We start from the raw sequence: 25,333 nt of genomic DNA, 5'->3' as shown, positions 1-25,333 counted from the left end.
TTCCCTTTCCAGTGGCCACAGACAGGCTACGAAAGAGGGGCGGGCCATTCCATAAAGGGGGAGATGGTGTCCGCGGCGGGATTCGAACCCACGGCCCCAGGATTCATACCACTTCGACTTTCGCCGCCGCCCGCGAGGGCGTTCGTGGTCTGGACTGTCCCTTCACCCTAGGCCGAAGCCCTTAGGTGCCGCCCGTCCAGTCTCTACACCTTCCCGGCTTTCGCCGGGCTTGGCTCGGGATCGGCAAGGCGACCAGTGCGCCCCAGCTTTCCCCGACTTTGAGCGGATCCGCTGTGCCGTTTCCGGACACAACGCCCAGTTTAGAAAAACAAGGAATCCTGTGCTCTATCCAGCTGAGCTACGCAGACAATCACCATCTGGCACCACGCTACACCAGGAAGGGCCCGCCGGAAAGTCCGGCTTGGCGATCAGGCAACGGCATGACGGGACGTGCCAGGATGCAGGGCCGGCGGCGCAAACGGGCTTCCGGGCCGCCTTGGGCCGATCGCGGGCGGTGCAGAGGCGTCTTGCTCCGGCTGAGCTGCGGAGGCTGCGGGCCGCACCGGGATCGGTTCCACGGCACGACAATCGCCGCGGGCCGGTTCAGCGGCGGCGGAACCGTTCCACGGCGGCGACCAGCGCCAGCCGCACGCCGGGCTCCAGCGCCGAATGGCCCGCATCCGGCACCACCGTCAGACGGGCTTTCGGCCAGGCGGCGGCCAGGTCAAAGGCGCTTTCCGCCGGGCACACCATGTCATAGCGGCCCTGCACGATCTCCGCCGGAAGATGGGCGATGCGGCCCATGCGGCCGAGCAGTCCCTCGGGCGGCAGGAACAGGTCATGCGCGAAATAATGCGCCTCGATCCGGGCCAGGCCCAGGGCGCTGCGGTCCTGCGCGAAGCTGGCCACGGTTTCCGGGCTGGGCAGCAGGGTGCTGCACAGCCCCTCATACTGGCTCCAGGCCCGGGCGGCCGAGAAATGCACCCGCGGGTCGGGATCGGTCAGGCGCCGGAGATAGGCAGCCAGCAGGTCATGGCGCTCATCGGGCGGCAGGTGCTCGACGAACTGGCTCCAGGCCTCGGGAAAGACCCGGCGCATGCCGGAGAGGAACCAGTCCACCTCATGCGACCGCCCGAGAAACACGCCGCGGAGCACGCAACCCGCCGCCCGCTCGGGGTGGGACTGGGCATAGGCCAGGGCCAGGGTGGAGCCCCAGGAGCCGCCGAACAGCAGCCATTCCTCGATGCCCAGGAAGCGCCGCAGGGTTTCGATGTCCTCCACCAGGTGCGGCGTGGTGTTGTGCGCCAGTTCGCCCAGGGGCCGCGAGCGGCCGGACCCCCGCTGGTCGAAGATCACCACGCGCCAATGCGCCGGGTCGAAGAAGCGGCGATGCACCGCCCCTGCCCCGGCCCCTGGCCCGCCATGCAGGAACAGCACCGGCTGGCCGCGCGGATTGCCGACCTGCTCCCAGTACATCACATGCCCGCCGGACAAGGGCAGCAGCCCCGTCTCGTAGGGTGCGATATCGGGAAAGAGGTCGCCGCGGGGCATGGCGGATGTTTGGCGCGGCGGCCGCCACCGCGCAACAACGATGCGACATTTCTGCAACCTTTGCTGGTTCAGGGGCCTTCGCGCGGCGCGGCTTCGTGCCTAGTTTGGCAGGGATGGCGACTTCCTCACCTTCCGCAGGCTCTCCTTCCGCCGGCTCCCGCGCCGGCGGCAGTGCCGGCGCACTGCGTTGCGCGGTGTGCGGCATGGAAAGCCGGCAGACCCCGTTCCGTCCCGACCCGCCGGAACAGGCCCCCGACCTCGACCTGCGGCCAGGCCAGCCGCTGCGCGGCAGCATGGCGCGCTGGCTGCAGCAATGCCCGTATTGCGGCTATTCCGCGCCGGATATCGGCCGCGCCCATCCGGCGGCGGCCGAGGCCGTGGCCGCCGCGCCGTTCCGCGCATTGATCGCCGACAGCACGCACCCGCCCCTGGCCCGGCGCTTCCTGGCCTGGGCCCATGTGCTGGAGGAAACCGGGGCCCTGCACGCGGCGGCCGAGGCCACGCTGCACGCCGCCTGGGTGGCCGATGATCTGAACCGCGCCGACCTCGCCTCCGCTTGGCGGCAGGATGCGGTGGCGTTGTGGCGCAGCGGCCCGTCGCTCGATGCCGAGCAGACGGTGCGCGTGATCGACGCGCTGCGGCGCAGCGGCGCCTGGCAGGATGCGGCGAACACGGTGGAGATCCTGGCGGCCACCAACCCGCCGGAAGCGGTGGCGCAGGTGGTGGCGCTGGAACGGCGGCTGATCGCGGGGCAGGATGCGGGGCGCCACACCCTGGCCAGCGCCCTGCCGCCGCCGGCCCGGCGGCCGCATGTGGCACACCAGCAGATCGCACGGCGCGGCGGCGGCAACAGCGGCGGGTTCTGGGCAAGGCTGCGGCGGATGTTCCGCGGCTCCTGAGCGCACAAGGCCTTGCGCTTCCCGGTCGCAGCCGGCAAATGAAACTATATAACATCTCAAGGCTCCTGCCATGCCTGCTCGTCGTGCCCTGCTGGGCCTTGTCCTGGCCGCGCCTGTGCTGCACCGCGCCGCGGCCACGGCGCCGCTGCCGGTGGTCGCCTCCTTCTCGATCCTGGGTGATCTGTTGGGGCGGGTCGGCGGCGAGCGCGTCGCGGTGCGCACCATCGCCGGGCCGGATGTCGACGCGCATGCCTTTCAGCCGCGCCCATCCGACGCGGAAGCAATCCGCCGCGCCCGGCTGGTGGTGCGCAACGGGCTGGGCTTCGATGCCTGGCTGGACCGGCTGACCGCCGCGGCCGGGTATTCCGGTCGCCTGATCACCGCCGCCGAGGGCGTGACCCCGCGCCGCCTGGAGGAAGCCGGCCACGGGCATTCCCACGGGCATTCCCACGGGCACTCCCACGGGCACTCCCATGGTGACCAGGACGGCTCCGACCCGCATGCGTGGCAGGATCTGCGGAACGGCCAGCAATACGCGCGCGCCATCGCCGCGGGCCTCGCGGCGGCCGATCCCGACGGCGCCGAAGCCTACCGCCGCAACGCCGAGGCGCTGGTGGCGGAGCTTGCCACGCTGGATGGCTGGGTCCGGGCGCAGATCGGCAGCGTGCCCGAGGAACGGCGGCAGGTGGTCACCAGCCACGACGCCTTCGGCTATTTCGGCGCCGCGTATGGCGTGCGCTTCCGCGCGCCGCATGGCATCAGCACCGAAAGCGAGCCTTCGGCCGCGCAGGTGGCGGCGCTGATCCGCCTGCTGAAGCGGGAGCGCATCACCGCGGTCTTTCTGGAGAACATGGCCAACCCGGCCACCCTGCGGCGCCTCGCCGCCGAGGCAGGGGTCAAGGTCCAGGGCCAGCTCTACGCCGACGCGCTGTCCGCCGCCGGTGGACCGGCCCCCAGCTACGTGGCGATGTTCCGACACAATGTGGGCCTGCTGGTGCCGGCGATGCGCGGCGACTGAGGCGCCGGCCTGCGTCGATGGCCGCGCCGCGCTGCCGGCCGGCGCGGCCGCGTCCCTCTTGCGCAGGCACGGCGGCAGGCCCTACCACGCGGCACCGCCGACCGGGGGCGGGGGCAGAAGGGAAGGACCGCACATGAACTGGATCAGCGAATGGGCGCTGCCGAAGATCCAGACATGGCTCGGGCGCAAGGAGGTGCCGGACAACCTTTGGCACAAATGCCCGGCCTGCGAGCAGATGATCTTCCACCGTGACCTGGAACGGTCGCTGCATGTCTGCACCCATTGCGGCCACCACATGCGCATCCCGGCCGCCCGGCGCATCGAATACACCCTCGATCCCGGCTACCAGCGCATCGAGCTGCCGAAGGCACCGGTGGACCCGCTGCGCTTCCGCGACCAGCGCAAATACGCCGAGCGGCTGAAGGAAGCCCAGGCCAAGGCCGGCATGGACGACGCGGTGATGGTGGCGCACGGCACGATCGAGGGCCGCCGCGCCGTGGTCGCCGCCTTCGAGTTCGGCTTCATGGGCGGCTCCATGAGCCCCGGCGTCGGCGAGGCCATCGTCACCGCCGCGCGGCTCGCCGTGCTGCAGGACGCACCGCTGATCGTGTTCACCGCCTCCGGGGGCGCGCGCATGCAGGAAGGCGCGGTCAGCCTGATGCAGATGCCGCGCACGGTGATCGCCACCCAGATGGTCAAGGAAGCTGGCCTGCCCTTCATCGTGGTGATGGCCGATCCGACCACCGGCGGCGTCACTGCCTCCTTCGCCATGCTGGGCGACATCCACATCGCCGAACCCAAGGCGCTGATCGGCTTCGCCGGCGCCCGGGTGATCGAGCAGACGGTGCGCGAAACCCTGCCCGAGGGCTTCCAGCGCGCCGAATACCTGCTGGAGCACGGCATCCTCGACATGGTGGTGGCCCGCGGCGAGATGCGCGGGCGGCTGGCGCAGGTGATCAGCCTGCTGCGCGAGCCGGTGCTGGCCGGCGCGGCGCCGGAGCCCGCCCTCGCCCTGGCCGACGACATCCCGGCGTCAACGCCCGTGGCCGAGACCAGGCCCGCCCTCAGCGTCGCGCCGAAGGCCGCGCCCGAGGCGTGAGCGGCCAGGCGCCCCTCGGCCGTGCCGAGGCGATCATCGACCGGCTGCACAGCCTGTTTCCCCGCGTCATCGACCTGGAGCTGGGACGGCTGCAGCGGCTGCTGGCGACGCTCGGCCATCCGGAGCGCCACCTGCCGCCGGTGATCCATGTCGCCGGCACCAACGGCAAGGGCTCCACCTGCGCCTTTCTGCGCGCCATCGCCGAGGCGGGCGGCCTGCGGGTGCACGTGTTTTCCTCGCCGCACCTGGTGCGCTTCAACGAGCGCATCCGCCTCGCCGGCGCGCTGGTGAGCGATGCCGCGCTGGAAGCGGCCCTGGCCGAGGCAGAGCAGGCCAATGCCGGTGCGCCCATCACCGTGTTCGAGGTGATCACCGCCGCCGCCTTTCTGTTGTTCAGCCGCACGCCGGCCGATCTTCTGGTGCTGGAAACCGGCCTTGGCGGCCGGTTCGACGCCACCAACGTGGTGGACCACCCGGTGGCCTGCGCCATCACCAGCATCTCCATGGACCACATGGACTTCCTGGGCGACACCCTGGCCAAGATCGCCGGCGAGAAGGCCGGCATCCTGAAGCGTGGCACGCCCGCCGCCACCGGCAACCAGCCGCCCGAGGCGCAGATGGTGCTGGAGGACGCGGCCGCGGCGCTCGGCATCACGCTGGCGGTGCGCGGCCAGGACTGGACCATTCAGCCCACCGAGAGCGGGCTGCGCTACGCCGATCCGGGCGGCGTGCTGGAATTGCCGCGCCCGGCCCTGCCCGGTCCGCACCAGGCCGACAATGCCGGAATCGCCATCGCCGCGCTGCGCTCCTGGAACCCGCCCTGGCTGACCGAGGCGGCGATCGCCGCCGGCCTGTCCACCGCCTCCTGGCCGGCGCGGCTGCAACGGCTGCACGGCGACCTCGCCGCGCTGCTGCCGCCGGGCTGGGAGCTATGGCTGGATGGCGGCCACAATGCCGGCGCCGGCGAGGCACTGGCGATGCAGCTGCCGTTCTGGAGCGACCGGCCGCGCCACCTCATCGTCGGCATGAAGCAGGGCAAGGAATCGGCCCGATTCCTGCAGCCCCTGCTGCCGCTCGCGGAAGGGCTGTGGGCGGTGGCCGAGCCGGGGCAGCACTTGGCCATGCCGGTGGAGGCGATCGTCGCGGCCAGCGGCGGCCGCGCCCGTCCCGGCCCGCAGGTGGCGGATGCGCTGCGCGCTATTGCCGCCGAGGGCGGCCCGCCCAGCCGCGTGCTGGTCTGCGGCAGCCTGTACCTGGCCGGCGAGGTGTTGAAGATGGACGGCACCGCCATCGTCTGACCGGGCTTCCGACGGGGCTTCCGACGGGACACCCGGCCGGGGCCGGCCCGCCAACGAGAAAGGGCGGTGCCGCCGGCACCGCCCTTTCTCCGTTCCGCTGCTCGGCGTCGTCTGCTGGGCGCCGGTCAGGCGCCGGGCGCGACGATCAGGCAGGCGCCGGCGCTGCGCAGCCGGTCGCAGGCCGCCTGAGCATTGTCGCGCGACAGGCCGATCACCCGCGCGCGATACAGCGTCGCATTGCCGGACCCCACGGTTTCCACCAGAGTCCGGGCGCTGCTGATGCCGAGCCGTCCGCGCGCCTGGCTGGCGGCGTTGCGCGCTAGGTTGGCCGAGGCGAAGGCACCGACCTGCACGCCCCAGTCGCCGGCCGCAGGGGCCGGCGCGCCGCCCTGCCCCGGCAGGCGCAGCACATGGGCCTGCGGCGCCACCGTCGCAGCATTGGCGGTGCCGACCAGGCTGAACCCGCCGGAGCGCGGCACGCTGGCGGCGACCCGGGATTCCCGCACCGGCTCCCGCACCGCCTGGGCGACAGGCGCCTTGGCGGCGCCGCGCGGCGCCTCGGCAAAGGCGGAGGCGATGCGCGACCGGGTGGGCGAGGCCGCCGTGGACGGAGCGGCCACCGGCATGGCCGCCCGCACCGGCGTGGCGGAAGCCGGGCGCGGCATGGCCGTGGCCAGCAGCGAGGAGGCCGGCATGGCGGCCGGCGTCACCGGGGCGGTGACGACTGGGGCCGCCATGGCCGGCGCCGCCGCGATGAAGGCCGGCGCCGGCTCGGCGGGCGGCTCGGCCGCATAGGTCGAGCCGTCGGGGATCGGGTCCATGCGCACGACGCTGCTGCCGGCGGCCGGGTCGAGGCTGGCCACCTGCACCGGCTCGGCATAGGTAGAGCCATCTGGAATCGGGTCCATGCGCACCACGGGGCCAGCCGGAAGGCTCGCCACCCGGATGCCCGGGTCCACCGCGTTGCGCTGCTCGCGCAGCGCCAGCATGGTGGCGGTGTCGCCGCGGCGCGGGCCGGCCGGAATGTTCAGCGGGATCTCCGCCGCCGCGTACACTTCCGGCGCCGCGCGCCGACCCGGATGCGCGTCGATGATGCGCGGGCCGATGCGGGCCACGTAGTTGCGCGTCTCGGCCGGCAGGCCGCGGCCGTTCCAGAGGTAATCCTCGAGGCGGCGCGGGCCGGCATTGTAGGCCGCCAGGAAGGCCGGGTTGCCGTACAGCTCGTACATTTCCCGCACATAGGCGGTGCCGGCCATGACGCTGTTCCAGGGATGGTAGGGATCGTCGCCCAGGCCGTAGCGGGAACGCAGCTCGGCATAGGTGCCGGGCATCACCTGCATCAGCCCCATCGCGCCCACCGGGCTGCGGGCCATGACCTTGCCGGCGCTTTCCTGCCGCATCACCTCGCGGATCCAGCGCTCCGGCACGTCGAAGCGCCGGGAAGCCTCCTTGACGTAGGGCCCCCACGGATCGCTTGCCGGGCCCGGCGGATCGTAGCTGGAAGGTTGCGGATAAGCCGCCGCCTGCGCGGCGGCCGAGGCCGCCATGGGCGAGCGGGCCTGCTGGCTGCTGCCGCAGGCCGCGAGTAGAGCCAATGCCCCCACTGCCATCATCGCGCGCGCATGGCGCCGGGTCTGGCAAAGTCGGAACGGAGTCATCCCCTGTTCTCCGTCGAATAGGACGGCAAGCCGGAAGGCGGCTCCATCGCGGGCAGCGAAACGTGCCACGCCATGGCGGCCGGCGCCGCGCCCCCACGCGACAACCAGCCGAACTTCCCGACGCGCCGAGGTGAGCGGAACGTCAACCTGTTCTGGCCTACAGGAGCGCAACAGTGCGTGCAAGCTGACAATGCGTGCCGTGGGCCGTGAACGAAATCTTTTAAGGCTTTGATTTGGCAAGTGAGGCTGAATATTGGCAAAGCCTCCGCCAGGCCCGGCTGCGGCGTTCTTCTCGCACAAGGTGAAGGTCGCGCGAGTCGTCTCGCCGGATACTTGCCGTCACCGGCCGTTACCCGGCGGCACGAAAGGGCCACCTTTGGCGCCCGGCGAATGGCGGAGTCGCGCCTGGCATGCTGCAACCGGGACGCGGCGGACCCACTTTCACCAGGATGCCAATCCCGGCCGGCGCGGCACCCATGCCGGCCGCAACAGGTGGGAGAATGCCGTGATGACGCGCAACGCCCTTGATCCTCAACTTCCGGCCGGCCGCAAAGGCCTTGCCCTGGCGCGCGCGGCGGCCTGCCTGCTGGTGCTCGGCGGCGGGCTGGCGGCCTGTGCTCCGCAGCAGACCGGATCGTCCTACAGCAGCGGCGCGGTGGGCCGCGCGGCCTCGGTCAACTACGGCACCATTGTCGGGCTGCGGCCGGTGCAGGTGCAGGGCGGCGGGTCCGGCATCGGCACGGCGGCGGGTGCCGTGGCGGGCGGCGTCGGCGGCTCCTTTATCGGCGGCGACTGGCGCTCCAACGCGCTGGCCGGGCTGGGCGGCGCCCTGCTGGGCGGCTTGGCCGGCAATGCCCTCGGCGGCGGCGTCAGCGGCGGCAACGCGGTGGAATACTTCGTCCGCGAGGATAATGGCGGCGACATCTCGGTGGTGCAGACCGGGGAGGAAGGGCTTCAGGCGGGCGACCGCGTGGTGATCGTGCGCGGCGACCGCACGCGCATCAGCCGCGCCGCCGGCGGCCCGCCCCCGGGCGTGCCGCAGGGCAACTACGTGCCGCCGCAGGGTGCCGCGTATCAGGGGCAGCCCTATCCCGGGCAGCCCGCCGCCACCCAGCCCTACACGGGACAGCCTTACACAGGACAACCCTATTCGGGACAGCCGCAGGGCGTCCCGGTCTACACGGCCCCCGTCCGCTACTGAGCGGGCGCCGCGAACCGCAAAGGCCGGGGCGATCCCCGGCCTTTCGCGTTTCCGCTCATCCGGCTCAGTCCGTGGCCGGCTTGCCGCGCATCTTCTTGGTCGCGCCGCGTTGCGCCTTGCCCTCCAGCCGCCGCTTCTTGGAACCCAGCGTCGGCCGAGTCGGGCGGCGCTTGGGTGGCGGCGGCGCGGCGGCGGCGCGCAGCAATTCCAGCAGCCGCTGCAGCGCTTCCTCCCGGTTGCGCGCCTGGGAGCGGTGCTCCTGCGCCGTGATCACGATCTCTCCCGCCCCGGTGGCGCGGTGCCCCGCCAGTTCCAGGGCGCGGTCGCGCACCCGTTCCGGCAGGGAAGGCGAGTTACGGGCGTCGAACCGCAGCTGCACCATGGTCTCGACCTTCTGGATGTTCTGCCCGCCCGCGCCGGAGGCGCGGGCGAAGCTTTCCACCAGTTCGTTCTCGTCGATCGAGAGCCGCGCCGTGACCGGGATGCGCGCCATCAGAGCGCCGGGGCCGGTTCCGCGATGGCGGCGTCGATCCGGGTCCGGCCCAGCGCGCTCCAGGCGCGGTCGTATTGCGGCGGCGTCGGCAGCGCTTCGGTGCGGCCCAGCGCCACGGCAGCGCGCAGCGGCCAGTACGGGTCGCGCAGCAGCTCGCGCGCCAGCAGGATCATGTCAGCCTTGCCCTCGCTCAGGATGGCCTGGGCCTGCGCCGGCTCGGTGATCAGCCCGACCGCCGCCACCGGCAGCCCCGCCCCCTCGCGCACCGCCGCGGCGCCCGGCACCTGGTAGCCCGGGCCCACGGGGATGCGCGCCGGCACCAGTCCGCCCGAGGACACGTCCACCAGATCGACGCCCAGTGCCTTGACCTGCCGGGCCAGTTCCACGGTTTCCTCCGTGGTCCAGCCGCCTTCCGCCCAATCGGTGTGGGAGAAGCGGATGGCCAGCGGCACCTCGTCCGGGAGGACGGCGCGGACCGCGGAGACGACCTCGCGCGTGAGGCGCGTGCGGCCGGCGAAATCACCACCCCAGGCGTCGTTGCGGCGGTTGGCCAGCGGCGACAGGAACTGGTGCAGCAGGTAACCATGCGCCGCATGGATCTCGATGAAGCGGTAGCCCGCGGCAACGGCGCGCTTCGTTGTGGCGGCGAAGGCGGCGATGATCCGGGCGATGCCGTCCTCGTCCAGCGCCTGCGGCTCGTTGAGGTCGGGAAAGGCCAGGGCCGAGGGCGCCACCGGGGTCCAGCCATGCTCGCGCGCCACGCCGCCGACCCAGGGGGCGGCGGTGCTGGCCTTGCGGCCGGCATGGGCGATCTGGATGCCCGGCACCGCGCCGGCGGCGGCGATGACGCGCGCCAGCTGGGCATGGCCTGCGGTTTGCCCGTCCTCCCACAGCCCGACATCCTGCGGCGTGATGCGGCCTTCCGGCACCACCGCGGTGGCTTCCACGATCACCAGCCCGGCGCCGCCCACGGCGCGCGATTGCAGGTGGCCGAGGTGCCACTCGGTGGGCTTTCCATCGGGTGCGCAGGAATACTGGCACATGGGCGCGACGCCGATGCGGTTGCGCAGGGTGACGCCGCGCAGCGCCAGCGGCTCGAACAGGTCGGTCATGAAGCGGGGCTCCGGTTCCAGGGCGGCAGGCGCCCGAGGCGGTTCTCGAATACCGCGAACCAGATAGGGCCGCCGGGCGGGCGCGCCAACAGTTGCCCCGCCGCATCGGCCGGAAACCGCGACAGGGTCACGGCATCGGCCACGTTGCCGCCCACCGCCTCGACGATGCCGGGGGACAGCGACACCACCAGGTCGCAATGCATCGGCCGGAACTGCCCGGCCTCCGCCGCCCGTGCCCGCCAATCGGCCAATGGTCGGCCGGAGCGGTCGGCGCAGACGAGGTCGCCCGGCTGCGGCGCATAGGAAAACCAGTCGCGCGGAATGAACGGCGCCTCGGCCGGAAAGGCCGCGGCGGTGGCCAGCATGCCGTCGACGTAGAAGCTGTGCGCGGCGGAAGATGGGAATTCCCGCCGGTCCACCCCGGCGCGCAGCATCAGGTAGGAGATAAAGGCGGCCGACCAGGCCGGCTCGCGCCAGACCCCGCCGCCGGGCAGCGACGCCGCCCCGGGATGCGCCAGCGTCACGGCGTAGCGGGCGCGGTTGCGGGCAATGGCACCGGTCGCCTCCGCATTCTCCACGGCGCGCCAATAGGCCAGCACGCGCGGGAAGTTGGGCAGCGCCGATTCGGGGCCGGGGATGGCGGCGTCCTCCAGCGACTGGTGCGCGGCACCGGCAATGTCCGGCACGGACACCAGCCGTCCCCATTCCGTCCATTCCTCCCGCGCGATGCGCAGCAGGCGGTCGCGCACGTCGGGCGGGTAGCTCAGCGGCGGCCCGGGCGCCGCAGCCGGCGGCGGAGCGGCGCAGGCGGCCAGGGCGAGCAGCAGCAGCGCCGCCGCGCCGGCCGCGCGGCGGGTCGGGATCGGCATGGTCGGTGCGGCCTCCGGTCAGGTTGCGGCGGCGAGCGGCCCGGCCACCGCGGCATCCGGCGCCAGCAGCCCGAGCAGCGCGGCGGGCTGGGTGGCGGCGTTGCCTTCCTGCGCCAGCGGGCTGGTCAGCACCTCCAGCACCGCGCCGTGGGGACGGATGCGGGCGCGCAGCTGGCGCAGCGCCAGGTCGTTCAGCGTTTGCAGCCGCTGCAGCTGGCTGCCTTCCAGCGGCACGGCGCCGGCGCCGTGCGCCAGCCGCAGCGCCGCCAGGGCGCGCAGCAGCAGGCCCAGCTTGAAGGTCCAGAAGCCGCCATCGTCTTCCCACCGGCCATCGGCGCGGCGGCTGCGCACGAAGGGCGTGTCCAGGCTGTGCAGCCCATCCTCCAGCGGCACCTTCACCGAGCCGACGCGGATCGCCCCCAGCGCCTGCTTCAGCGCCGGCAGCAGCCGCGCATCCTCCCGGCTCAGCGCCAGCCGGGACAGCGCCAGGATGGCGGCGGCGTGGCAGTCGAGATAGGCGGCCTGGTTCTGGTCGGCGAAGGCGCCGCCCGCCTCGTCCGGTCGCTGCAAGGACAGCAGCAGGTCGAGGCCGTGCGCCAACGCCGCGTCGTAGCGCGGCTCCGGCGCCCAGCGCTGCATGGCGTCGAGCGACAGCAGGGCGTAGCTCAGCGCCCGCAGGTAGGAGCGGCGCGGCGGCAGGCTGTCGCCCTCGGCCATGCCGGCGAACAGCCCGTCCAGGTGGCGGTCATACCAGTCGCGCAGCATGGCCACGCGCTCGGCCGGCATCGGGTAGTCGCCGCGCGCCACGCAGAGCAGCTGCGTCGCCACCGCGTTCAGCGCCACGCCGTGATCGGCGGTGACGCCGGCATCGCGGCCGGACAGGATCAGCGGATCATACAGGATGCCGGCATAGCTCGGCATCGCCGCCGCCAGCGTGCCGGCGGTCAGCAGCCGCGCCTCGTTGACCTGGAACACCCCGCCCGCCGCCAGCTCCGGCGTGGCGTAGCGGTTGATCAGCCAGTGCAGCCGGCCCTCCACCGACTGCGCCTTGGTGTTGAGCAGGTAGTCGCCCGACAGCGGCCGCAGGTGCAGCCCGTTGGCGGCCCCCGGCGGCGCGTCCTCGATCAGGCTGATGATGTCGAGCGAGGTGTCCTCCCGCAGCGTGGCGACGCCCGAGCCGGACAACGGCACCGCCCGGAAATCCCGCCCTTCCCCCAGATGCACGCGGGTCACGGGCCGCACCCTCTCGCCCGAAAGCTCGTCCACCGCCGTGGTCAGGCGCAGGTCGTGCAGCGCGACGCCCGGCTCGGCGCGCAGCGTCACCTGTATCAGAAGGCGCGGGTCCTTGGCCTCGATCCAGTATTCGTAGCGGACCCGGCCCACCGTCTGCTCGGCCTTGCGCAACAGGCCGGTGGTGCCCTTCAGCAGGCTTTCGTGAAACAGCAGCACCCCGTCGGGCCGCTGCTCCAGTCCGAACTCGACGATGCTGTCCTCGATGTCGAGGCAGTGGCGGTGGCGGCCGAGGCGGAACTCCGCCAGGTGGCCGGTGTGGTGGATCTCCCGCCGGGCCACGCCGCCGCGCACCGCCTGCCGCACCACGCCGCGCGACAGGTCGCCGCGGTATTCATGCGTCGCGGTGGTGATGGCGAAGTCGCGCGGATCGGCGCTTTCGACCTGCAGCTCGGCCTCGGCGACCCGGCGCAGCAGAAGGTTGCCAGTGCCCATGGCCATCAGGAAGTCGGTCAGCCCATCCCGCATCGCGCCCCATTCCGCCGCCAGGGCGGGCTGCGCCAGCAACTCGGCCGCGCCGGCGGCATCCGCCGTCCAGCACCAATTCGCCGTGGCGAAGGGCGCATGGGTTTCGCGCAGCGCGGGGATGTCCAGCCCGTCCAGCGGCACGGCGCAAAGCAGGTGCCGGTGCAGAAAGGCGATCAACCGATCGCGGTCGGCCTCGGGCAGCGTTTCGACCATGGGGATCCCCGGATTCCTTCCAGCCTCGTCGCCGCACCATAGGGCAGCATGCGCGCCGACGCACGCCAGGACGGAAGGCCAGGACGGAAACGCAACCAGGGCGGGCGATCGGGCGCCGCCGCAGGGTGCCGCCGCAGCGCGTCCGGGACATCGGACAGCCGAGATGTGGCGCGGCCGGCCGGCGGTGGCGATCACGGCGATTCGGCATTCCGACGGCCTGCGGCGGGGGCCGCAGGGGCGCGGTCCTGCGCCGGATCAGGATGCGCGCTTGGCAGCGCGGCCCCGGATTTGCTTCGATCCACCCCATGACCGCATCCATCGCCTTCACGCTCAATGGCCGCCACCGGGTGCTGCCGCCCGGCATCCTGCCGGGCATGACCCTGCTCGACTGGCTGCGCGCCCCGGTGGCCGAGGGCGGCGCGGCGCTGCGCGGCACCAAGGAAGGCTGCGCCGAGGGGGATTGCGGCGCCTGCACCGTGGTGCTGGAGGAGGCGGATGGCGGCCGCGTGCCGGTGAATGCCTGCCTCGCCCTGCTGGGCCAGATGCATGGCCGCGCCATCCGGACCGTGGAGGGCCTGGCGGACGGCACGCCGCACGCGGTGCAGCGCGCCATGGCCGAAGCGGATGCCACGCAATGCGGCTTCTGCACGCCGGGCATCGTCATGTCCGCCTGGGCCCATGCCCGGCAGAAGGCGCATCCCGGCGGCGGCGACGCGCATGAGGCGCTGGCCGGCAATCTGTGCCGCTGCACCGGCTACCGCCCGATCCTGGAGGTGTTCGAGGCGCTGGCCGATGACGGCACGCTGCCGCCGCCGCTGCCACCCGCCGCCAGCGCCGAGTTCGCCGCATCGGGCCAGGTGTTCCACCGCCCCGCCACCCTGGCCGAGGCGCTGGCGCTGCGCGCCGCCCACCCCGGAGCCTGGCTGCTGGCCGGCGGCACCGATCTCGGCCTGCGCGTGTCCGAGCACCGCGAAACACCGCCGCGCATCCTGGCCCTCGGCGGCGTGGCCGAGCTGCAGGCCCTGTCGGTGGAAGCGGAGCGGCTGGTGATCGGCGCCGGCGTGCCCTACGGCCGGCTGCTCGACGCGCTGCAGGGGCTGGAGGATCTTCGGCCGCTGGACGCCTATCTGCGGCGGCTCGGCTCCCGGCAGATCCGCGGCATGGGCACGCTGGGCGGCAATCTCGGCACCGCCTCCCCCATCGGCGACGCGCTGCCGCCGCTGCTGGCGCTGGACGCCGCCGTGGTGCTGGCCTCGGCCGGCGGCGAGCGCATCCTGCCGGTGGCGGCATTCCTCACCGGCTACCGGAGAACGGCCCTGGCCGCGGACGAGATCATCCGGGCGGTGGTGCTGCCGCGCCCGCCGCCGGGCGCGATCCTGGCCTGCGAGAAGCTGTCCAAGCGGCACGACCAGGACATCTCCACCGTGTCCGCCGCCTTTCTGCTGCGGCTGGAGAGCGACCGCGTCACCGCGGCCCGGCTGTGCTTCGGCGGCATGGCGGCCACGGCGGCGCGCGCCCCCCATGCCGAGGCGGTGCTGGCCGGCGCCGCCTGGTCCGAGGCCGGCTTCGATGCCGCCGCCGCCGCGCTGGCGCAGGATTTCACGCCGCTGGCCGATTGGCGCGGCAGCGCGGAATACCGGCTGCGCGGCGCGCAGGGCCTGTTGCGCCGGCTGTACTGGCGGGTCGCCCGGCCCGACCTCCGGCTGGAGGTGCAGGGCTGATGGACACGCTTCCCCCGCTCCGCCCCAGCCGCACCGGCATGGGCGCCGCGCTGCGCCAGGACAGCGCGCTGAAGCACGCCACGGGCGAGGCGCAGTTCCTCGACGACCTGCCGGAGCCGCCGGGCCTGTTGCATGCGGCGCTGGCGCTCTCGCCCGTGGCACATGGCACGCTGGCACCGCTCGACCTCGCCGCCGCCCGTGCCGTGGCGGGAGTGGTGGCGGCCTTCGGTCCGGAGGACGTGCCGGGCCGCAACGACATCTCCCCGAGCGGCAGGGTGGCGGAGGTTCTGTTCGCCACCGGCACGGTGGAGCATTGGGGCCAGCCGCTCGCCCTGGTGGTCGCCACCACGCGCGACGCCGCCCTGGCTGGCGCCGCCGCGCTGCGGCCGCAGATCGCGCCGCTGCCCGCCCTCCTGAGTGTGGAAGCCGCGCTGGAGGCGCGGGCCCTGCTGATGCCGCCACAGGTGATCGCGCGCGGCGATTGCGAGGCGGCGCTGGCCGCCGCGCCGCGCCGCATCGCGGGCGAGTTCCGCTGCGGCGGGCAGGAGCATTTCTACCTGGAAGGCCAGATCGCGCTGGCGGTGCCGGGCGAGGATGGCGACATCGCGCTGCATTCCTCCACCCAGCACCCGACCGAGGTGCAGCACATCGCCGCCCGCGTGGTGGGCTGCGACCACAACCGCATCACCGTGCAATGCCGTCGCATGGGCGGCGGCTTCGGCGGCAAGGAAAGCAACGCGTCCTGGGTGGCGGCGGCGGCGGCCCTGGCGGCGCGCCTCACCGGGCGGCCGGTGAAGCTGCGCCTGTCGCGCAAGGCCGACATGGCGGCCACCGGCAAGCGCCATCCCTTTCTGTATCGCTGGCAGGCCGGCATCGACGCCGAAGGGCGCATCCTGGCGCTGGACGCCACCCTGGCCGCGGAGGGCGGCCATTCGCTGGATCTTTCGGGCGGCGTGATCTTCCGCGCCGTCACCCACGCGCTGAACGCTTATGACGTGCCGGCGGTGCGGATCACCGGCCTGGCCTGCAAGACCAACACCGTCAGCAACACCGCCTTTCGCGGTTTCGGCGGGCCGCAGGGTGCCCTGCTGATGGAGGATGTTCTGTTCGGCGCCGCCCGCGCCACCGGCCGCGCGGTGGACGCGCTGCGCGAGCTGAACTTCGCCGGCGGACCGAACGGCGCCGACACGCCCTATGGCCAGGCGCTGGAAGGCGAGCTGATCCGCCGGGTCTGGGCCGAGGCCCGGCAGGGCGCGGAATGGGAACGCCGCCGTGCCGAGGCGGACGCTTTCAACGCCAGCCACCCCACCCTGCGCAAGGGCCTGGGCGGCTTCGCCCTGGCCTTCGGCATCTCCTTCGGCATCATGGCTATGAACCAGGCCGGCGCGCTGGTGCATGTGTACACCGATGGCTCGATCCGCCTGAACCATGGCGGCACGGAGATGGGCCAGGGCCTGTTCATCAAGATCGCCCAGGTGGTGGCCGAGGTGTTCGGCGTCGAGGTGGAGCGCATCCGCATCACCGCCACCTCCACGGCCGAGGTGCCCAACACCTCCCCCACCGCCGCCTCGACCGGCAGCGACCTCAATGGCTGGGCGGCGCACCAGGCGGCCTCGGCGATCCGCGGCCGCATGGCCGGAGTGGCCGCCGCGCTGTGGAATGTGGAGGCGGCGGAGGTGCAGTTCGCCGAGGGCCGCGTCACCGCCGGGAACCACGCCATGGAGTTCAGCGAGCTGGCGCACCAGTGCTGGGCGCAGCGCGTCAGCCTCTCCGCCACCGGCTTCTACAAGACGCCGGACATCCACTGGGACCCGGTGGCGATGCGCGGCCAGCCCTTCTTCTACTTCTCCTACGGCGCCGCCCTTGCCGAGGTGCTGGTGGACACCCTGACCGGCGAACACCGCGTCACCCGCGCCGACCTGGTGCAGGATTGTGGCCGCTCGCTGAACCCGGCCATCGACCGTGGCCAGATCGAGGGCGCCTTTGTTCAGGGCCTGGGCTGGCTGACCTGCGAGGAACTCTGGTGGGACCAGGCGGGCCGGCTGCGCACGCTGGGGCCCTCCACCTACAAGATCCCCGGCTCGCGGGAGATGCCGCCGGTGTTCAACCTCCGCCTGCTGGAGAACGCGCCGGCGCGGGCCAACACCATCTTCCGCTCCAAGGCGGTGGGCGAGCCGCCGCTGCTGCTGGCCACCTGCGTGTGGAACGCGCTGCGCGACGCGACGGGCGCGGCAAGGCTCGACCTGCCGGCGACGCCGGAGCGGGTGCTGGCGGCCCTGCGCGGCGGCTGAGCCGCGCCGCATCCCCGCGGCTGGGCCGCGCTGCATCCCCTGCGCGGCGGTGGCGTTGTTGCTCCGTCACTCAGAACGGAGAACCACGTCATGGTCAACACCAGCCAGATCCGCGAGCACATGGAAGTCATCGGCGCCGACGGCGTGCATGTCGGCACCGTGGACCGCGTCGACGGCGACCGCATCAAGCTGACCAAGAAGGACAGCGGCCAGGGCGCGCATCAGGGCCACCACCACTTCATCCCGGTCGGGCTGGTGGCGGAGGTGGAAGCCGATGCCGTGCGCCTGTCGGCCAATGCCGACGTCGCCGTGACCCTGGAGGAAGAAGAGAACCACAAGGGCACCGCGGGCTGACCACGCCCCGCCGGAGGGTTTGCCGCCGCGGGGGTTGAGGCCGCGGGGGTTGAGGCCCCTGGCCCGCCGGGCCATGCTGGCATCCCTCCCGAAGGAGCAGCCTGCATGGCCCACCCGATCGGCGCGCCCGCCGCGTCGCCCGCCTTGTTGAATTCCCTGCCCGATGCGGCCGCCCTGCAGCAGGCCCGCATCGACCTCGCGGCGTGTTTCCGCATGGCTGCGCGGCATGGGCTGCAGGAAGGCATCTGTAACCATTTCTCCGCCGTGGTGCCGGGCCGTCCCGACCTGTTCCTGGTCAATCCCTACGGCCTCGCCTTTTCCGAGATCACGGCGTCCTCCCTGCTGGTCTGCGACTTCCACGGCAACGTGGTGGAGGGCGACGGGCAGCCTGAGGCCACGGCCTTCTTCATCCATGCCCGCCTCCATGCCGCCAAGCCGCGCGCCAGGGTCGCCTTCCACACCCACATGCCCTACGCCACCGCGCTGTCCATGGTGGAGGGCGAGCCGCTCGCCTGGGCCGGGCAGACGGCGCTGCGCTTCTACGGCCGGCTGGCGGTGGACGAGAATTACCAGGGCCTGGCGCTGGACGAGCGGGAAGGCGACCGCATCGCCGGGAGCCTCGGCGAGGCCGACGTGGTGTTCATGAAGAACCACGGCGTCATGGTGCTGGGCGAAACCATCGCCGAGGCGTGGGACGACCTGTACTACCTGGAGCGCGCCGCGCAGGCGCAGGTGCTGGCCATGAGCACCGGCCGCAAGCTGCTGCGCGTGTCGGACGAGATCGCCCGCCGCGTCGCCGCGCAGGAAGCCGCCGGCCGTCGCGACAGCGCCCGCCTGCACCTGAACAGCGTCCGGCGCATCCTGACGCGCGAGGAGCCCGCCTTTCTGGCCTGACGGCGCGCCGCGCGACCCCATGCCCGGCCATCGGGGCTGCGTCCGGACCTTGGCGGTTGACGCAGGCCCCCTGCCCATGGTCTCGGACGGCGCATCGGCGCCAGGGCGCCGCCACTGCTCCGGGCTCCGATTGCACATGATCCGTCTCGACTCCATCAGCAAGCAGAACGGCCAGCAGCTGCTGTTCATCGAGGCCTCGGCGGCGCTCCAGAAGGGCGAGAAGGCCGGGCTGGTGGGTCCCAACGGCGCCGGCAAGTCGACGCTGTTCCGCATGATCACCGGGCAGGACCAGCCGGATGAAGGGCAGATCCTGGTGGATCGTGGCGTCAGCATCGGCTTCTTCAGCCAGGATGTGGGCGAGATGGCCGGCCGCAGCGCCGTGGCCGAGGTGATGGACGGCGCCGGCGATGTCAGCACCGTCGCCGCCGAGCTGGCGCGGCTGGAAGCGGCGCTGGCCGATCCGGAGCAGGCCGACGCGCTGGACAGCCTGATCGAGCGCTTCGGCGAGGTGCAGGCGCGCTTCGAGGAACTCGGCGGCTACGCGCTGGAAGGCCGCGCGCGCGAGGTTCTGGCCGGCCTCGGCTTCGCGCAGGAGATGATGGAGGGTGACGTCGGCGCCCTGTCCGGCGGCTGGAAGATGCGCGTGGCCCTGGCCCGGATCCTGCTGATGCGCCCCGACGTCATGCTGCTGGACGAGCCGAGCAACCACCTGGATCTGGAAAGCCTGATCTGGCTGGAACAATTCCTCACCGGCTATGACGGCGCGCTGCTGATGACCTCGCATGACCGCGCCTTCATGAACCGCATCATCAACAAGGTGGTCGAGATCGATGGCGGCACGCTGACCTCCTATTCCGGCGATTACGAGTTCTACGAAGGCCAGCGCGCCATGAACGAGCGCCAGCAGCAGGCGCAGTTCGAGCGGCAGCAGGCGATGCTGGCCAAAGAGATCAAGTTCATCGAGCGCTTCAAGGCGCGCGCCTCGCACGCCTCCCAGGTGCAGAGCCGCGTCAAGAAGCTGGAGAAGATCGACCGCATCGAGCCGCCGAAGCGCCGCCAGTCGGTGACCTTTGAGTTCCGCGCGGCGCCACGCTCCGGCGACGACGTGGTGAACCTGAAGGGCGTGCACAAGCGCTATGGCAGCCGGGTGATCTATGACGGCCTCGACTTCCTGGTGCGCCGCCGCGAGCGCTGCTGCGTGCTGGGCACCAACGGCGCCGGCAAGTCCACTCTGCTGAAGCTGGTCACCGGCGCCACCGATCCGGATGCGGGCATGGTGTCGATGGGCGGCAGCGTGAAGCTGGGCTATTTCGCCCAGCACGCCATGGAATTGCTGGATGGCGACCGCACCGTGTTCCAGTCGCTGGAGGATGCCTTTCCGCAGGCCAACCAGGGATCGCTGCGCGCGCTCGCCGGCTGCTTCGGCTTTTCCGGGGACGAGGTGGAGAAGAAGTGCCGCGTGCTGTCGGGCGGCGAGAAGGCGCGGCTGGTGATGGCTAAGATGCTCTATGACCCGCCCAATTTCCTGGTGCTGGACGAGCCCACCAACCACCTGGACATGGCCACCAAGGAGATGCTGATCGCCGCCCTGGCGCAGTATGAGGGCACCATGCTGTTCGTGTCGCATGACCGGCATTTCCTGGCTGCGCTGTCCAACCGGGTGCTGGAGCTGACGCCGGAGGGCATCCACCAATATGGCGGCGGCTACACGGAGTATGTCGCGCGGACCGGCCAGGAAGCGCCCGGCCTGCGCGGCTGAGGCGGTCCTGGCCCGGTCCGCTCCTCCTCTGGTCCGCTCCTCCTCCGCTCCGCCGCGGGATCGCCGGCAGCCCATCGCCCGTGCAGGCGCGGTGCGCCGGACGCCGCGTCGCGCGGGACCCTCTGCACCCGCATCGCGCCGCCCTGCCTGAGGCCGGTCCGCCGGAACACCGATGCGCGGCGGCGGTCGCCTGGCCGAAGCCTCAGTGTCCGGCCGCGGCGCGCGCCGGGTTCCGCCGCATGGCACCGTGCGCCGGGCGCGGCAGGCCGAGGTTCTCGCGCAACGTGTTGCCCGCGTAATCGGTTTGGAACAGGCCGCGCCGCTGCAATTCCGGGATCAGCAGGTCGAACACCTCCTCGGCCGGCTGCGGGTAGAAGGGCGGCAGGATGTTGAAGCCGTCGCAGCCATGGCTGACGAACCAGTCCTCCATCTCGTCGGCGATGCTGCCCGGCGTGCCGACGATGATGTGGTGGCCCGACGCGGCGAGCGCCTGGTAGAGCTGGCGGATGGTCATCTCGCGGCCCTGCAGGAACTTCGCCAGCCGTCCATGCGCGCTCTTCACGGCGTTGCTGTCCGCGAGCATCGGCGGCAGCGGCCCGTCCACCGGATAGGCGGACAGGTCGCCGAAGGAGCTCGCCAGGGAGGCGTAGCCGTATTGCGGATGGATCAGCTCCTGCAGCGCGTCGAAGCGATCCCGCGCTTCCTGCGGGGTGCGGCCCATGATCGGCATCATGCCCGGCATCACCAGCGCATCGTTGGCGGAGCGGCCGAACCGGGCGAAGCGGCTCTTGACGCTGCTGTAGAACGCCACAGCCTCGTCGCGGCTCTTCTGCATGGTGTAGATCAGCTCGGCGGTGCGGGCCGCGAGATCCTGGCCGGGGCCGGAGGAGCCGGCCTGGGCGATCACCGGATAGCCCTGGATCGGCCGCGCCACGTTGAGCGGGCCACGCACCCTGAAGTGCTCGCCCTGGTGGTGAAGCGTGTGCAGCCTGGCCGGGTCGAAATACTGCCCGGTCGTCTTGTCGCGGATGAACGCGTCGTCCTCCCAGCTGTCCCAGAGGCCGAACACCACATCCATGTATTCCTCGGCGCGGCGGTAGCGCGAGCCGTGCTCCATGTGGGAGTCACGGCCGAAATTCAGCGCCTCCTGCTCGCTCCAGGAGGTGACGACGTTCCAGCCGACCCGGCCCTCGGTGACGTAGTCCAGCGACGCGAACTTGCGCGCCATGTTGTAGGGCTCGTTGTAGGTCGTGGAGGCGGTGGCGATGAAGCCCATCTTCTCCGTCACCGCCGACAGCGCGGCCAGCAGCGTCAGCGGCTCGAACACGTCGATGCGGCTGTCGTAGCTGAGCTGCTCCTCGTCCTTGGCGGAGCTGCGCACGGCGATGCCGTCGGCCCAGAACATGAAGTGGAACTTGGCGGCCTCGGCCTTGCGCGCCATGTTCTTCCAGAAGCGGATGTCGATGGCGGCGCCGGCATGGGCATCCGGCATGCGCCAGCCGCCGCCATGCGCCCCCGCCCCCACCAGGTTGAGGCCCAGGGCCATCTGGCGGGCCTTGCGCGGTTGATCGTTCACTCCGATCCCTCCATTCACTCGGCGGCGGCGCTCCGGCGCGCCGCGGCGTAGCAGTCCAGGTGCGGCACGGGTCCAGCGCGGTGCGCGCGATGCGAGGGGGCGGAGCAGCCCCATTTCCGGGGCCGGGGCATGAAACGATCCCCCCGCGACGGCGAACCACCCTGCTCCAGGGGCTGGAGGCGGCCGGCGGCCCGTCGCGACGGGCCGCCGGGAGATGCGCGCAGCAGGCCGGGCGCGGCGCCCTCGCGGGGCGGCGCCTTCGGCTAGCCGAAGGCGCCGCATTCCAGGGAGATCACGGCGCTGATCTCGCGCACCAGGCTGAACATCTCCCGCAGCGGGCGCAGGATCTCGTCGCGCTCGCGGCCATAGCCGCCATGCCGCGCGGCGGGCGGCTCGGCGAAGTCCAGCGCGGCGCCGGGCGGATCCTCGGCGGGGAACACTTGTTCCAGCAGGTCCACGGCGCCCGGCACGTCGAGGCGCAACAGCCGCTGCACCAGCCCATCCCGCGTCACGCCGTGGCGCGGCGAGAAATCCGGAACAACCACCGCCAGCAGCCAGATGCGGTGGATCAGGCACAGCCGCAGGGCATGCAGCGCGAACAGCCGGTCGCTCATGCCCGGTGCCGCGTCCGGCCAGGCGGCGCGCAGCATCAGGTCGTCGGCCTTCAGCCGGCGGAACACGGCCCGCGCCGGATCGGCCAGGCCCAGCGTGCCCAGCGCCGTGGCCACCGCCACCAGCGCCTGGGCCCGGCCGGGCCGCCGCGTCTGCGCCGCCCGGTCCAGCCAGGAAACGGGATCGAGGCTGGCGACATAGCCGCGCAGCACATCGGCATCCGACAGCGCCAGCCCGGCGCGGGCGAAGGCCAGCGCATTGGCGAAGCGCGGTGAGCGACGCAGCAGCTCGGCGAAGGCCTCGGGCTCCTGCGCCGCGCCGTGGCCGAGGCCGTGCATCAGGTTGGCCAGGAAGCCAAGCTGCTGCAGCACCGCGTTGTTGGGGATGGCGCGCAACTCCCGTGGGTGGCGGATGGTGGGCGGCCCGCCGCTGTCGCTCTGCCGCGCCGCCGGGCGCGAGCCGGTGCGGTCCAGCAGGGAAGCGCCGAAGGCACCCAGCAGCGCCGCATAGCCCGGATCCTCCACCAGCCCGTGAAACGCGGCGCGGGCGCCGGTAAACAGGTCGGTCGCGAAGCCCCCCTCGGCATAGACCGGGTCAGGGCTGCCGGAGGGCAGCGGGGCGAAGGCGTGTTCGGCGATGCGCGTCACCGCCGCATGCGCCAGGGAGGGGGTGCCGAACAGCAGATAACCGTCACCGCCCTGGAAGGAGGTTTCCTGCCGCACCGGGATGCCGCGCGCGGCAAAGGCGGCACGCACCGCCGGCGGGTCGAGGTAGTCGAGCCGCGCCGCCAGCCCGTCCGGGTGGCCGCCGCGCCCCAGGCCCTCGCCATGCGTGTCGAACAGCACCACCTCGAGGTCGTGCAGCTCATGGCGCGCCAGCAGCTCGATGATGCGCAGCTTCAGCCGCTCGATCAGGTGTGTCGCGGCCACCTGCCCGATGTAGCGGCCGGAATCCGAGTAACCGAATTGCAGGCACAGGCGGCCGGTGCGCTTCAGATAGGCACGCCAGTGCGGCGAGCGCAGCGCCTCCTCCACCACCCGCTCGCCACGCTGCTCCAGCGCTTCGGCGGTCTCAAACAGCGGGGAGATCTCCACATGGTCCTCGGTGCCGAGCAGCCGGGCCAGCAGCAGGGCGGCCAGCAACGTGTAGCCGCTTTCCGTCTCGGCCACGAGGAAACGCACCTTCTGGCTGGCATCCACGTGTTTGGCGATCTGCGCCACCGTCATCATCAGCCGCGCCGCCGAAGCCGGCTCGGCGATCAGCCCGCCCGTGTCCACCGGCTCCGGCCGGGCTTCGTCCAATGCGGCGTTGATGGCGGCGAACAGGGCGCGGCGGCGCGACGCGTCCTCCGGGCCGGCGCCGAAGGCCGGAAAACGCAGCCGCACCGCGTTGTGCAACTGGGCGCTGTTCAGCCGCACATGGGTGTGCGCGAGCGACAGTCCGTGCGCCAGCAGCCCGGCGCGTGCCACACCCAGCGCCAGCCGCGCTTCGTCATCCGGCGCCGCGGCGAGGGCGGCGGGAAACAGGGCCAGCAGGGGCTCCGGGGTGGTCAGCGCGGCGTCCCGCTGCCCGATCAGCGCCTGGGCGAAGAGCTGCGCCGCCTCGGGGCGGGGCGGGCCGGGCGGCGGGCAGGCCGCGATTTGCGCCCGCACCGCCGCCGCCGCTTCCTCGGTGCGGACCCGCAAGGCGGCGGTGCAATCCGCCGGCAAGACCTCCAGCTGGCGCGCCAGCCGGGCCAGCTGCAGCTGCTTCATCTGCAGACGCAGCCGCAGCGTGTCGTGCCAGCCGATATCGGTGCGGCCATCGGTGTCGTAGCCGACCCAGGAGGCCAGGATCACTGGCGCCGGCGCCAGCTGGGTCCAGCGGTCCGGCCAGATGCTGCGCGCCGTGCCGAGAAAGGCGGCGGTCAGCCGGTCCAGCGCGTCGCGGCCATTGGCCATGGCGGCGACCGCCTGCTCGAACTCCTCCGTGAGGGTCGGGCCGGCCGGGCGCAGCAGCAGCGGGTCCGGCAGCGGCCCGCCGCCGGCGGCCCGCGCCAGGGCGGCGCCGGTTTCGCGCGGCAGGCTGAAGGTCGGATGGGCCGTGAACACCGCCGCGGCGCGCGGCCGCTCGCAGGCGGAGCGGAACACGGCGAAGCGCATCGGGCTGTCATCCGGATCGGGCCGGGCAACGTGGCCGGCCAGCAACGCCATGGCGGCGTCGTGCCCTTCACGGCCTTCCTGGCCGACCGCGCGCGCTAAGCGCTGCGCCCGGTCCCCGAAGGCGGCCCGCCCCATGGCCTGCAACAGTTCGGCGAGGTCGGCGTGGCCGATCTCGCCGTTGTCCAGCTTGCGGCTGAGCGCCAGAGCGATGGAGAGCGCCGGGTTGGCGAACGGATCGCCGCGGGCCGCCTGGCGGGCGGCGGCGGTGATGGCATCCAGGCTTTGTTCTCGAAACGCTTCCATGAGGCGCGATGCTGCGCCCGCGAGATGGTTTTGTCGCCCGAAATCTGCCGTTCAGCGTGGTGCGCCGAGCAGCGCCCGGGGGTCGCCATCCAGGGCGGTGCTGATCCTGGTGCGCCGCTCGCGCAGCCAGCCATCCTGCTGCGCCACAGCCTCGTCGGCGGCGGCCAGCATGCGCGTCACCTCCGCTGGCTGCGGACCTCCGGCGGTGGCCTGGTCGCGCACGATCATCACCGGGTCGAGCGCGGCGCGGAACTCGGCCTCGGTGATGGGCAGTTCGCTCGGCGGCAGGCCCATCACCCCCAGCATCACGCCATAGATCCGCCGCGCCTCGCCATAGGGGAATTCGGTGGGGCGGATGTTGTGGTCCTTGGCGTAGTCCGCCACCCCCGCGGCGAAGTGGTGCCCGGCGCGGAAGGGCAGCCGGTATTTCCGCATCATACCGCCGAGCTTATGAAGTGACCTTTCTGATCCAGGGAGAGTTGGTGAGGGATTGGAGGCGGTCTGGGGTGAGGT

Annotated in this window: 19 protein-coding genes; 10 read left to right on the top strand and 9 right to left on the bottom strand. The window is 72.4% G+C overall.

Features of this window, described 5'->3' with window-relative positions:
- Positions 1-603: 603 nt before the first annotated feature.
- Complete coding sequence (gene pip / locus D2K64_RS20060; protein ID WP_120010155.1) at positions 604-1,551, bottom strand: prolyl aminopeptidase; 948 nt, start codon at positions 1,549-1,551, stop codon at positions 604-606.
- Positions 1,552-1,754: 203 nt separating this feature from the next.
- Between pip and D2K64_RS20055 the strand changes: the two genes are divergently transcribed.
- The 4 genes from D2K64_RS20055 to D2K64_RS20040 all read left to right on the top strand — a co-directional run bounded on the left by D2K64_RS20055 (position 1,755) and on the right by D2K64_RS20040 (position 5,865).
- Positions 1,755-2,450: a hypothetical protein gene (locus D2K64_RS20055; RefSeq protein ID WP_202910764.1), complete on the top strand. Its 696-nt coding sequence runs from the start codon at positions 1,755-1,757 to the stop codon at positions 2,448-2,450.
- Between the two features lie 70 nt (positions 2,451-2,520).
- Positions 2,521-3,468 (top strand): metal ABC transporter solute-binding protein, Zn/Mn family, encoded by a 948-nt coding sequence (locus tag D2K64_RS20050; protein WP_120010154.1) that lies wholly within the window; start codon positions 2,521-2,523, stop codon positions 3,466-3,468.
- 133 nt (positions 3,469-3,601) lie between these two features.
- The gene (gene accD / locus D2K64_RS20045; protein ID WP_120010153.1) at positions 3,602-4,567 is read left to right on the top strand and encodes an acetyl-CoA carboxylase, carboxyltransferase subunit beta; all 966 of its coding nucleotides are present in this window, start codon (positions 3,602-3,604) and stop codon (positions 4,565-4,567) included.
- Positions 4,564-5,865, top strand: coding sequence for a bifunctional folylpolyglutamate synthase/dihydrofolate synthase (locus tag D2K64_RS20040; protein ID WP_120010152.1), 1,302 nt, complete (start codon positions 4,564-4,566; stop codon positions 5,863-5,865). The genes accD and D2K64_RS20040 overlap by 4 nt, the downstream gene beginning before the upstream one ends.
- 125 nt (positions 5,866-5,990) lie before the next feature.
- Here the strand turns inward: D2K64_RS20040 and D2K64_RS20035 are convergent, their stop codons facing one another.
- Positions 5,991-7,523: a transglycosylase SLT domain-containing protein gene (locus D2K64_RS20035; RefSeq protein WP_120010151.1), complete on the bottom strand. Its 1,533-nt coding sequence runs from the start codon at positions 7,521-7,523 to the stop codon at positions 5,991-5,993.
- A 508-nt stretch (positions 7,524-8,031) separates the two neighbouring features.
- Between D2K64_RS20035 and D2K64_RS25185 the strand changes: the two genes are divergently transcribed.
- Entirely contained in the window at positions 8,032-8,724 is a 693-nt protein-coding gene (locus tag D2K64_RS25185; RefSeq protein WP_202910763.1) for a glycine zipper 2TM domain-containing protein, read from the top strand.
- A gap of 64 nt (positions 8,725-8,788) precedes the next feature.
- On the opposite strand, the gene arfB is transcribed toward D2K64_RS25185, so the two are convergent.
- From arfB to D2K64_RS20010, 4 genes are read right to left on the bottom strand one after another with little or no spacing between them, the layout of a single operon-like run.
- Positions 8,789-9,217, bottom strand: a complete 429-nt coding sequence (gene arfB, locus D2K64_RS20025; RefSeq protein ID WP_120010150.1) for an alternative ribosome rescue aminoacyl-tRNA hydrolase ArfB — start codon at positions 9,215-9,217, stop codon at positions 8,789-8,791.
- Entirely contained in the window at positions 9,217-10,329 is a 1,113-nt protein-coding gene (locus tag D2K64_RS20020) for an NADH:flavin oxidoreductase/NADH oxidase (RefSeq protein ID WP_120010149.1), read from the bottom strand. Before D2K64_RS20020 ends, arfB begins: the two co-directional genes overlap by 1 nt.
- Positions 10,326-11,198, bottom strand: a complete 873-nt coding sequence (locus tag D2K64_RS20015; protein ID WP_238384324.1) for a DUF2272 domain-containing protein — start codon at positions 11,196-11,198, stop codon at positions 10,326-10,328. Before D2K64_RS20015 ends, D2K64_RS20020 begins: the two co-directional genes overlap by 4 nt.
- An 18-nt stretch (positions 11,199-11,216) precedes the next feature.
- On the bottom strand, positions 11,217-13,169 hold the full coding sequence (locus tag D2K64_RS20010; RefSeq protein ID WP_120010148.1) for a hypothetical protein: 1,953 nt from the start codon (positions 13,167-13,169) through the stop codon (positions 11,217-11,219).
- A 305-nt stretch (positions 13,170-13,474) separates the two neighbouring features.
- Between D2K64_RS20010 and D2K64_RS20005 the strand changes: the two genes are divergently transcribed.
- The 5 genes from D2K64_RS20005 to D2K64_RS19985 all read left to right on the top strand — a co-directional run bounded on the left by D2K64_RS20005 (position 13,475) and on the right by D2K64_RS19985 (position 20,188).
- Positions 13,475-14,890: a xanthine dehydrogenase small subunit gene (locus D2K64_RS20005; RefSeq protein WP_120010147.1), complete on the top strand. Its 1,416-nt coding sequence runs from the start codon at positions 13,475-13,477 to the stop codon at positions 14,888-14,890.
- Complete coding sequence (xdhB, locus tag D2K64_RS20000) at positions 14,890-17,181, top strand: xanthine dehydrogenase molybdopterin binding subunit (protein WP_120010146.1); 2,292 nt, start codon at positions 14,890-14,892, stop codon at positions 17,179-17,181. Before D2K64_RS20005 ends, xdhB begins: the two co-directional genes overlap by 1 nt.
- Positions 17,182-17,271: 90 nt before the next feature.
- Positions 17,272-17,535 carry a DUF2171 domain-containing protein gene (locus D2K64_RS19995; RefSeq protein ID WP_120010145.1) on the top strand — a complete coding sequence of 88 codons (264 nt, stop codon included), beginning with the start codon at positions 17,272-17,274 and terminating at the stop codon, positions 17,533-17,535.
- A gap of 105 nt (positions 17,536-17,640) precedes the next feature.
- Positions 17,641-18,429: an aldolase gene (locus D2K64_RS19990; RefSeq protein ID WP_120010144.1), complete on the top strand. Its 789-nt coding sequence runs from the start codon at positions 17,641-17,643 to the stop codon at positions 18,427-18,429.
- A gap of 136 nt (positions 18,430-18,565) precedes the next feature.
- Entirely contained in the window at positions 18,566-20,188 is a 1,623-nt protein-coding gene (locus D2K64_RS19985; RefSeq protein WP_120010143.1) for an ABC-F family ATP-binding cassette domain-containing protein, read from the top strand.
- 202 nt (positions 20,189-20,390) lie between these two features.
- Here D2K64_RS19985 and D2K64_RS19980 read toward each other — a convergent pair whose 3' ends face one another.
- From D2K64_RS19980 to D2K64_RS19970, 3 genes are all read right to left on the bottom strand, one after another.
- Positions 20,391-21,764 carry an LLM class flavin-dependent oxidoreductase gene (locus D2K64_RS19980; RefSeq protein ID WP_238384323.1) on the bottom strand — a complete coding sequence of 458 codons (1,374 nt, stop codon included), beginning with the start codon at positions 21,762-21,764 and terminating at the stop codon, positions 20,391-20,393.
- A 263-nt stretch (positions 21,765-22,027) separates the two neighbouring features.
- Positions 22,028-24,820 carry a phosphoenolpyruvate carboxylase gene (locus D2K64_RS19975; RefSeq protein WP_120010142.1) on the bottom strand — a complete coding sequence of 931 codons (2,793 nt, stop codon included), beginning with the start codon at positions 24,818-24,820 and terminating at the stop codon, positions 22,028-22,030.
- A 51-nt stretch (positions 24,821-24,871) separates the two neighbouring features.
- Positions 24,872-25,258 (bottom strand): hypothetical protein, encoded by a 387-nt coding sequence (locus D2K64_RS19970; protein WP_238384322.1) that lies wholly within the window; start codon positions 25,256-25,258, stop codon positions 24,872-24,874.
- Between the last annotated feature and the right edge of the window lie 75 nt (positions 25,259-25,333).

This window comes from Teichococcus vastitatis (genome assembly GCF_003604215.1).
Taxonomy (GTDB): Bacteria; Pseudomonadota; Alphaproteobacteria; order Acetobacterales; family Acetobacteraceae; genus Pseudoroseomonas; species Pseudoroseomonas vastitatis.
The sequence above is the reverse complement of the archived record's forward strand: the minus strand, read 5'-3'. Positions and strand labels throughout refer to the sequence as shown.

Bases quoted from the DNA above. Each gene is read 5' to 3' on its own strand.
- pip (WP_120010155.1), bottom strand. From the start codon at position 1,551: ATGCCCCGCGGCGACCTCTTTCCCGATATCGCACCCTACGAGACGGGG.
- D2K64_RS20055 (WP_202910764.1), top strand. From the start codon at position 1,755: ATGGAAAGCCGGCAGACCCCGTTCCGTCCCGACCCGCCGGAACAGGCC.
- D2K64_RS20050 (WP_120010154.1), top strand. From the start codon at position 2,521: ATGCCTGCTCGTCGTGCCCTGCTGGGCCTTGTCCTGGCCGCGCCTGTG.
- accD (WP_120010153.1), top strand. From the start codon at position 3,602: ATGAACTGGATCAGCGAATGGGCGCTGCCGAAGATCCAGACATGGCTC.
- D2K64_RS20035 (WP_120010151.1), bottom strand. From the start codon at position 7,523: ATGACTCCGTTCCGACTTTGCCAGACCCGGCGCCATGCGCGCGCGATG.
- D2K64_RS25185 (WP_202910763.1), top strand. From the start codon at position 8,032: ATGACGCGCAACGCCCTTGATCCTCAACTTCCGGCCGGCCGCAAAGGC.
- arfB (WP_120010150.1), bottom strand. From the start codon at position 9,217: ATGGCGCGCATCCCGGTCACGGCGCGGCTCTCGATCGACGAGAACGAA.
- D2K64_RS20020 (WP_120010149.1), bottom strand. From the start codon at position 10,329: ATGACCGACCTGTTCGAGCCGCTGGCGCTGCGCGGCGTCACCCTGCGC.
- D2K64_RS20015 (WP_238384324.1), bottom strand. From the start codon at position 11,198: ATGCCGATCCCGACCCGCCGCGCGGCCGGCGCGGCGGCGCTGCTGCTG.
- D2K64_RS20010 (WP_120010148.1), bottom strand. From the start codon at position 13,169: ATGGTCGAAACGCTGCCCGAGGCCGACCGCGATCGGTTGATCGCCTTT.
- D2K64_RS20005 (WP_120010147.1), top strand. From the start codon at position 13,475: ATGACCGCATCCATCGCCTTCACGCTCAATGGCCGCCACCGGGTGCTG.
- xdhB (WP_120010146.1), top strand. From the start codon at position 14,890: ATGGACACGCTTCCCCCGCTCCGCCCCAGCCGCACCGGCATGGGCGCC.
- D2K64_RS19995 (WP_120010145.1), top strand. From the start codon at position 17,272: ATGGTCAACACCAGCCAGATCCGCGAGCACATGGAAGTCATCGGCGCC.
- D2K64_RS19990 (WP_120010144.1), top strand. From the start codon at position 17,641: ATGGCCCACCCGATCGGCGCGCCCGCCGCGTCGCCCGCCTTGTTGAAT.
- D2K64_RS19985 (WP_120010143.1), top strand. From the start codon at position 18,566: ATGATCCGTCTCGACTCCATCAGCAAGCAGAACGGCCAGCAGCTGCTG.
- D2K64_RS19975 (WP_120010142.1), bottom strand. From the start codon at position 24,820: ATGGAAGCGTTTCGAGAACAAAGCCTGGATGCCATCACCGCCGCCGCC.
- D2K64_RS19970 (WP_238384322.1), bottom strand. From the start codon at position 25,258: ATGATGCGGAAATACCGGCTGCCCTTCCGCGCCGGGCACCACTTCGCC.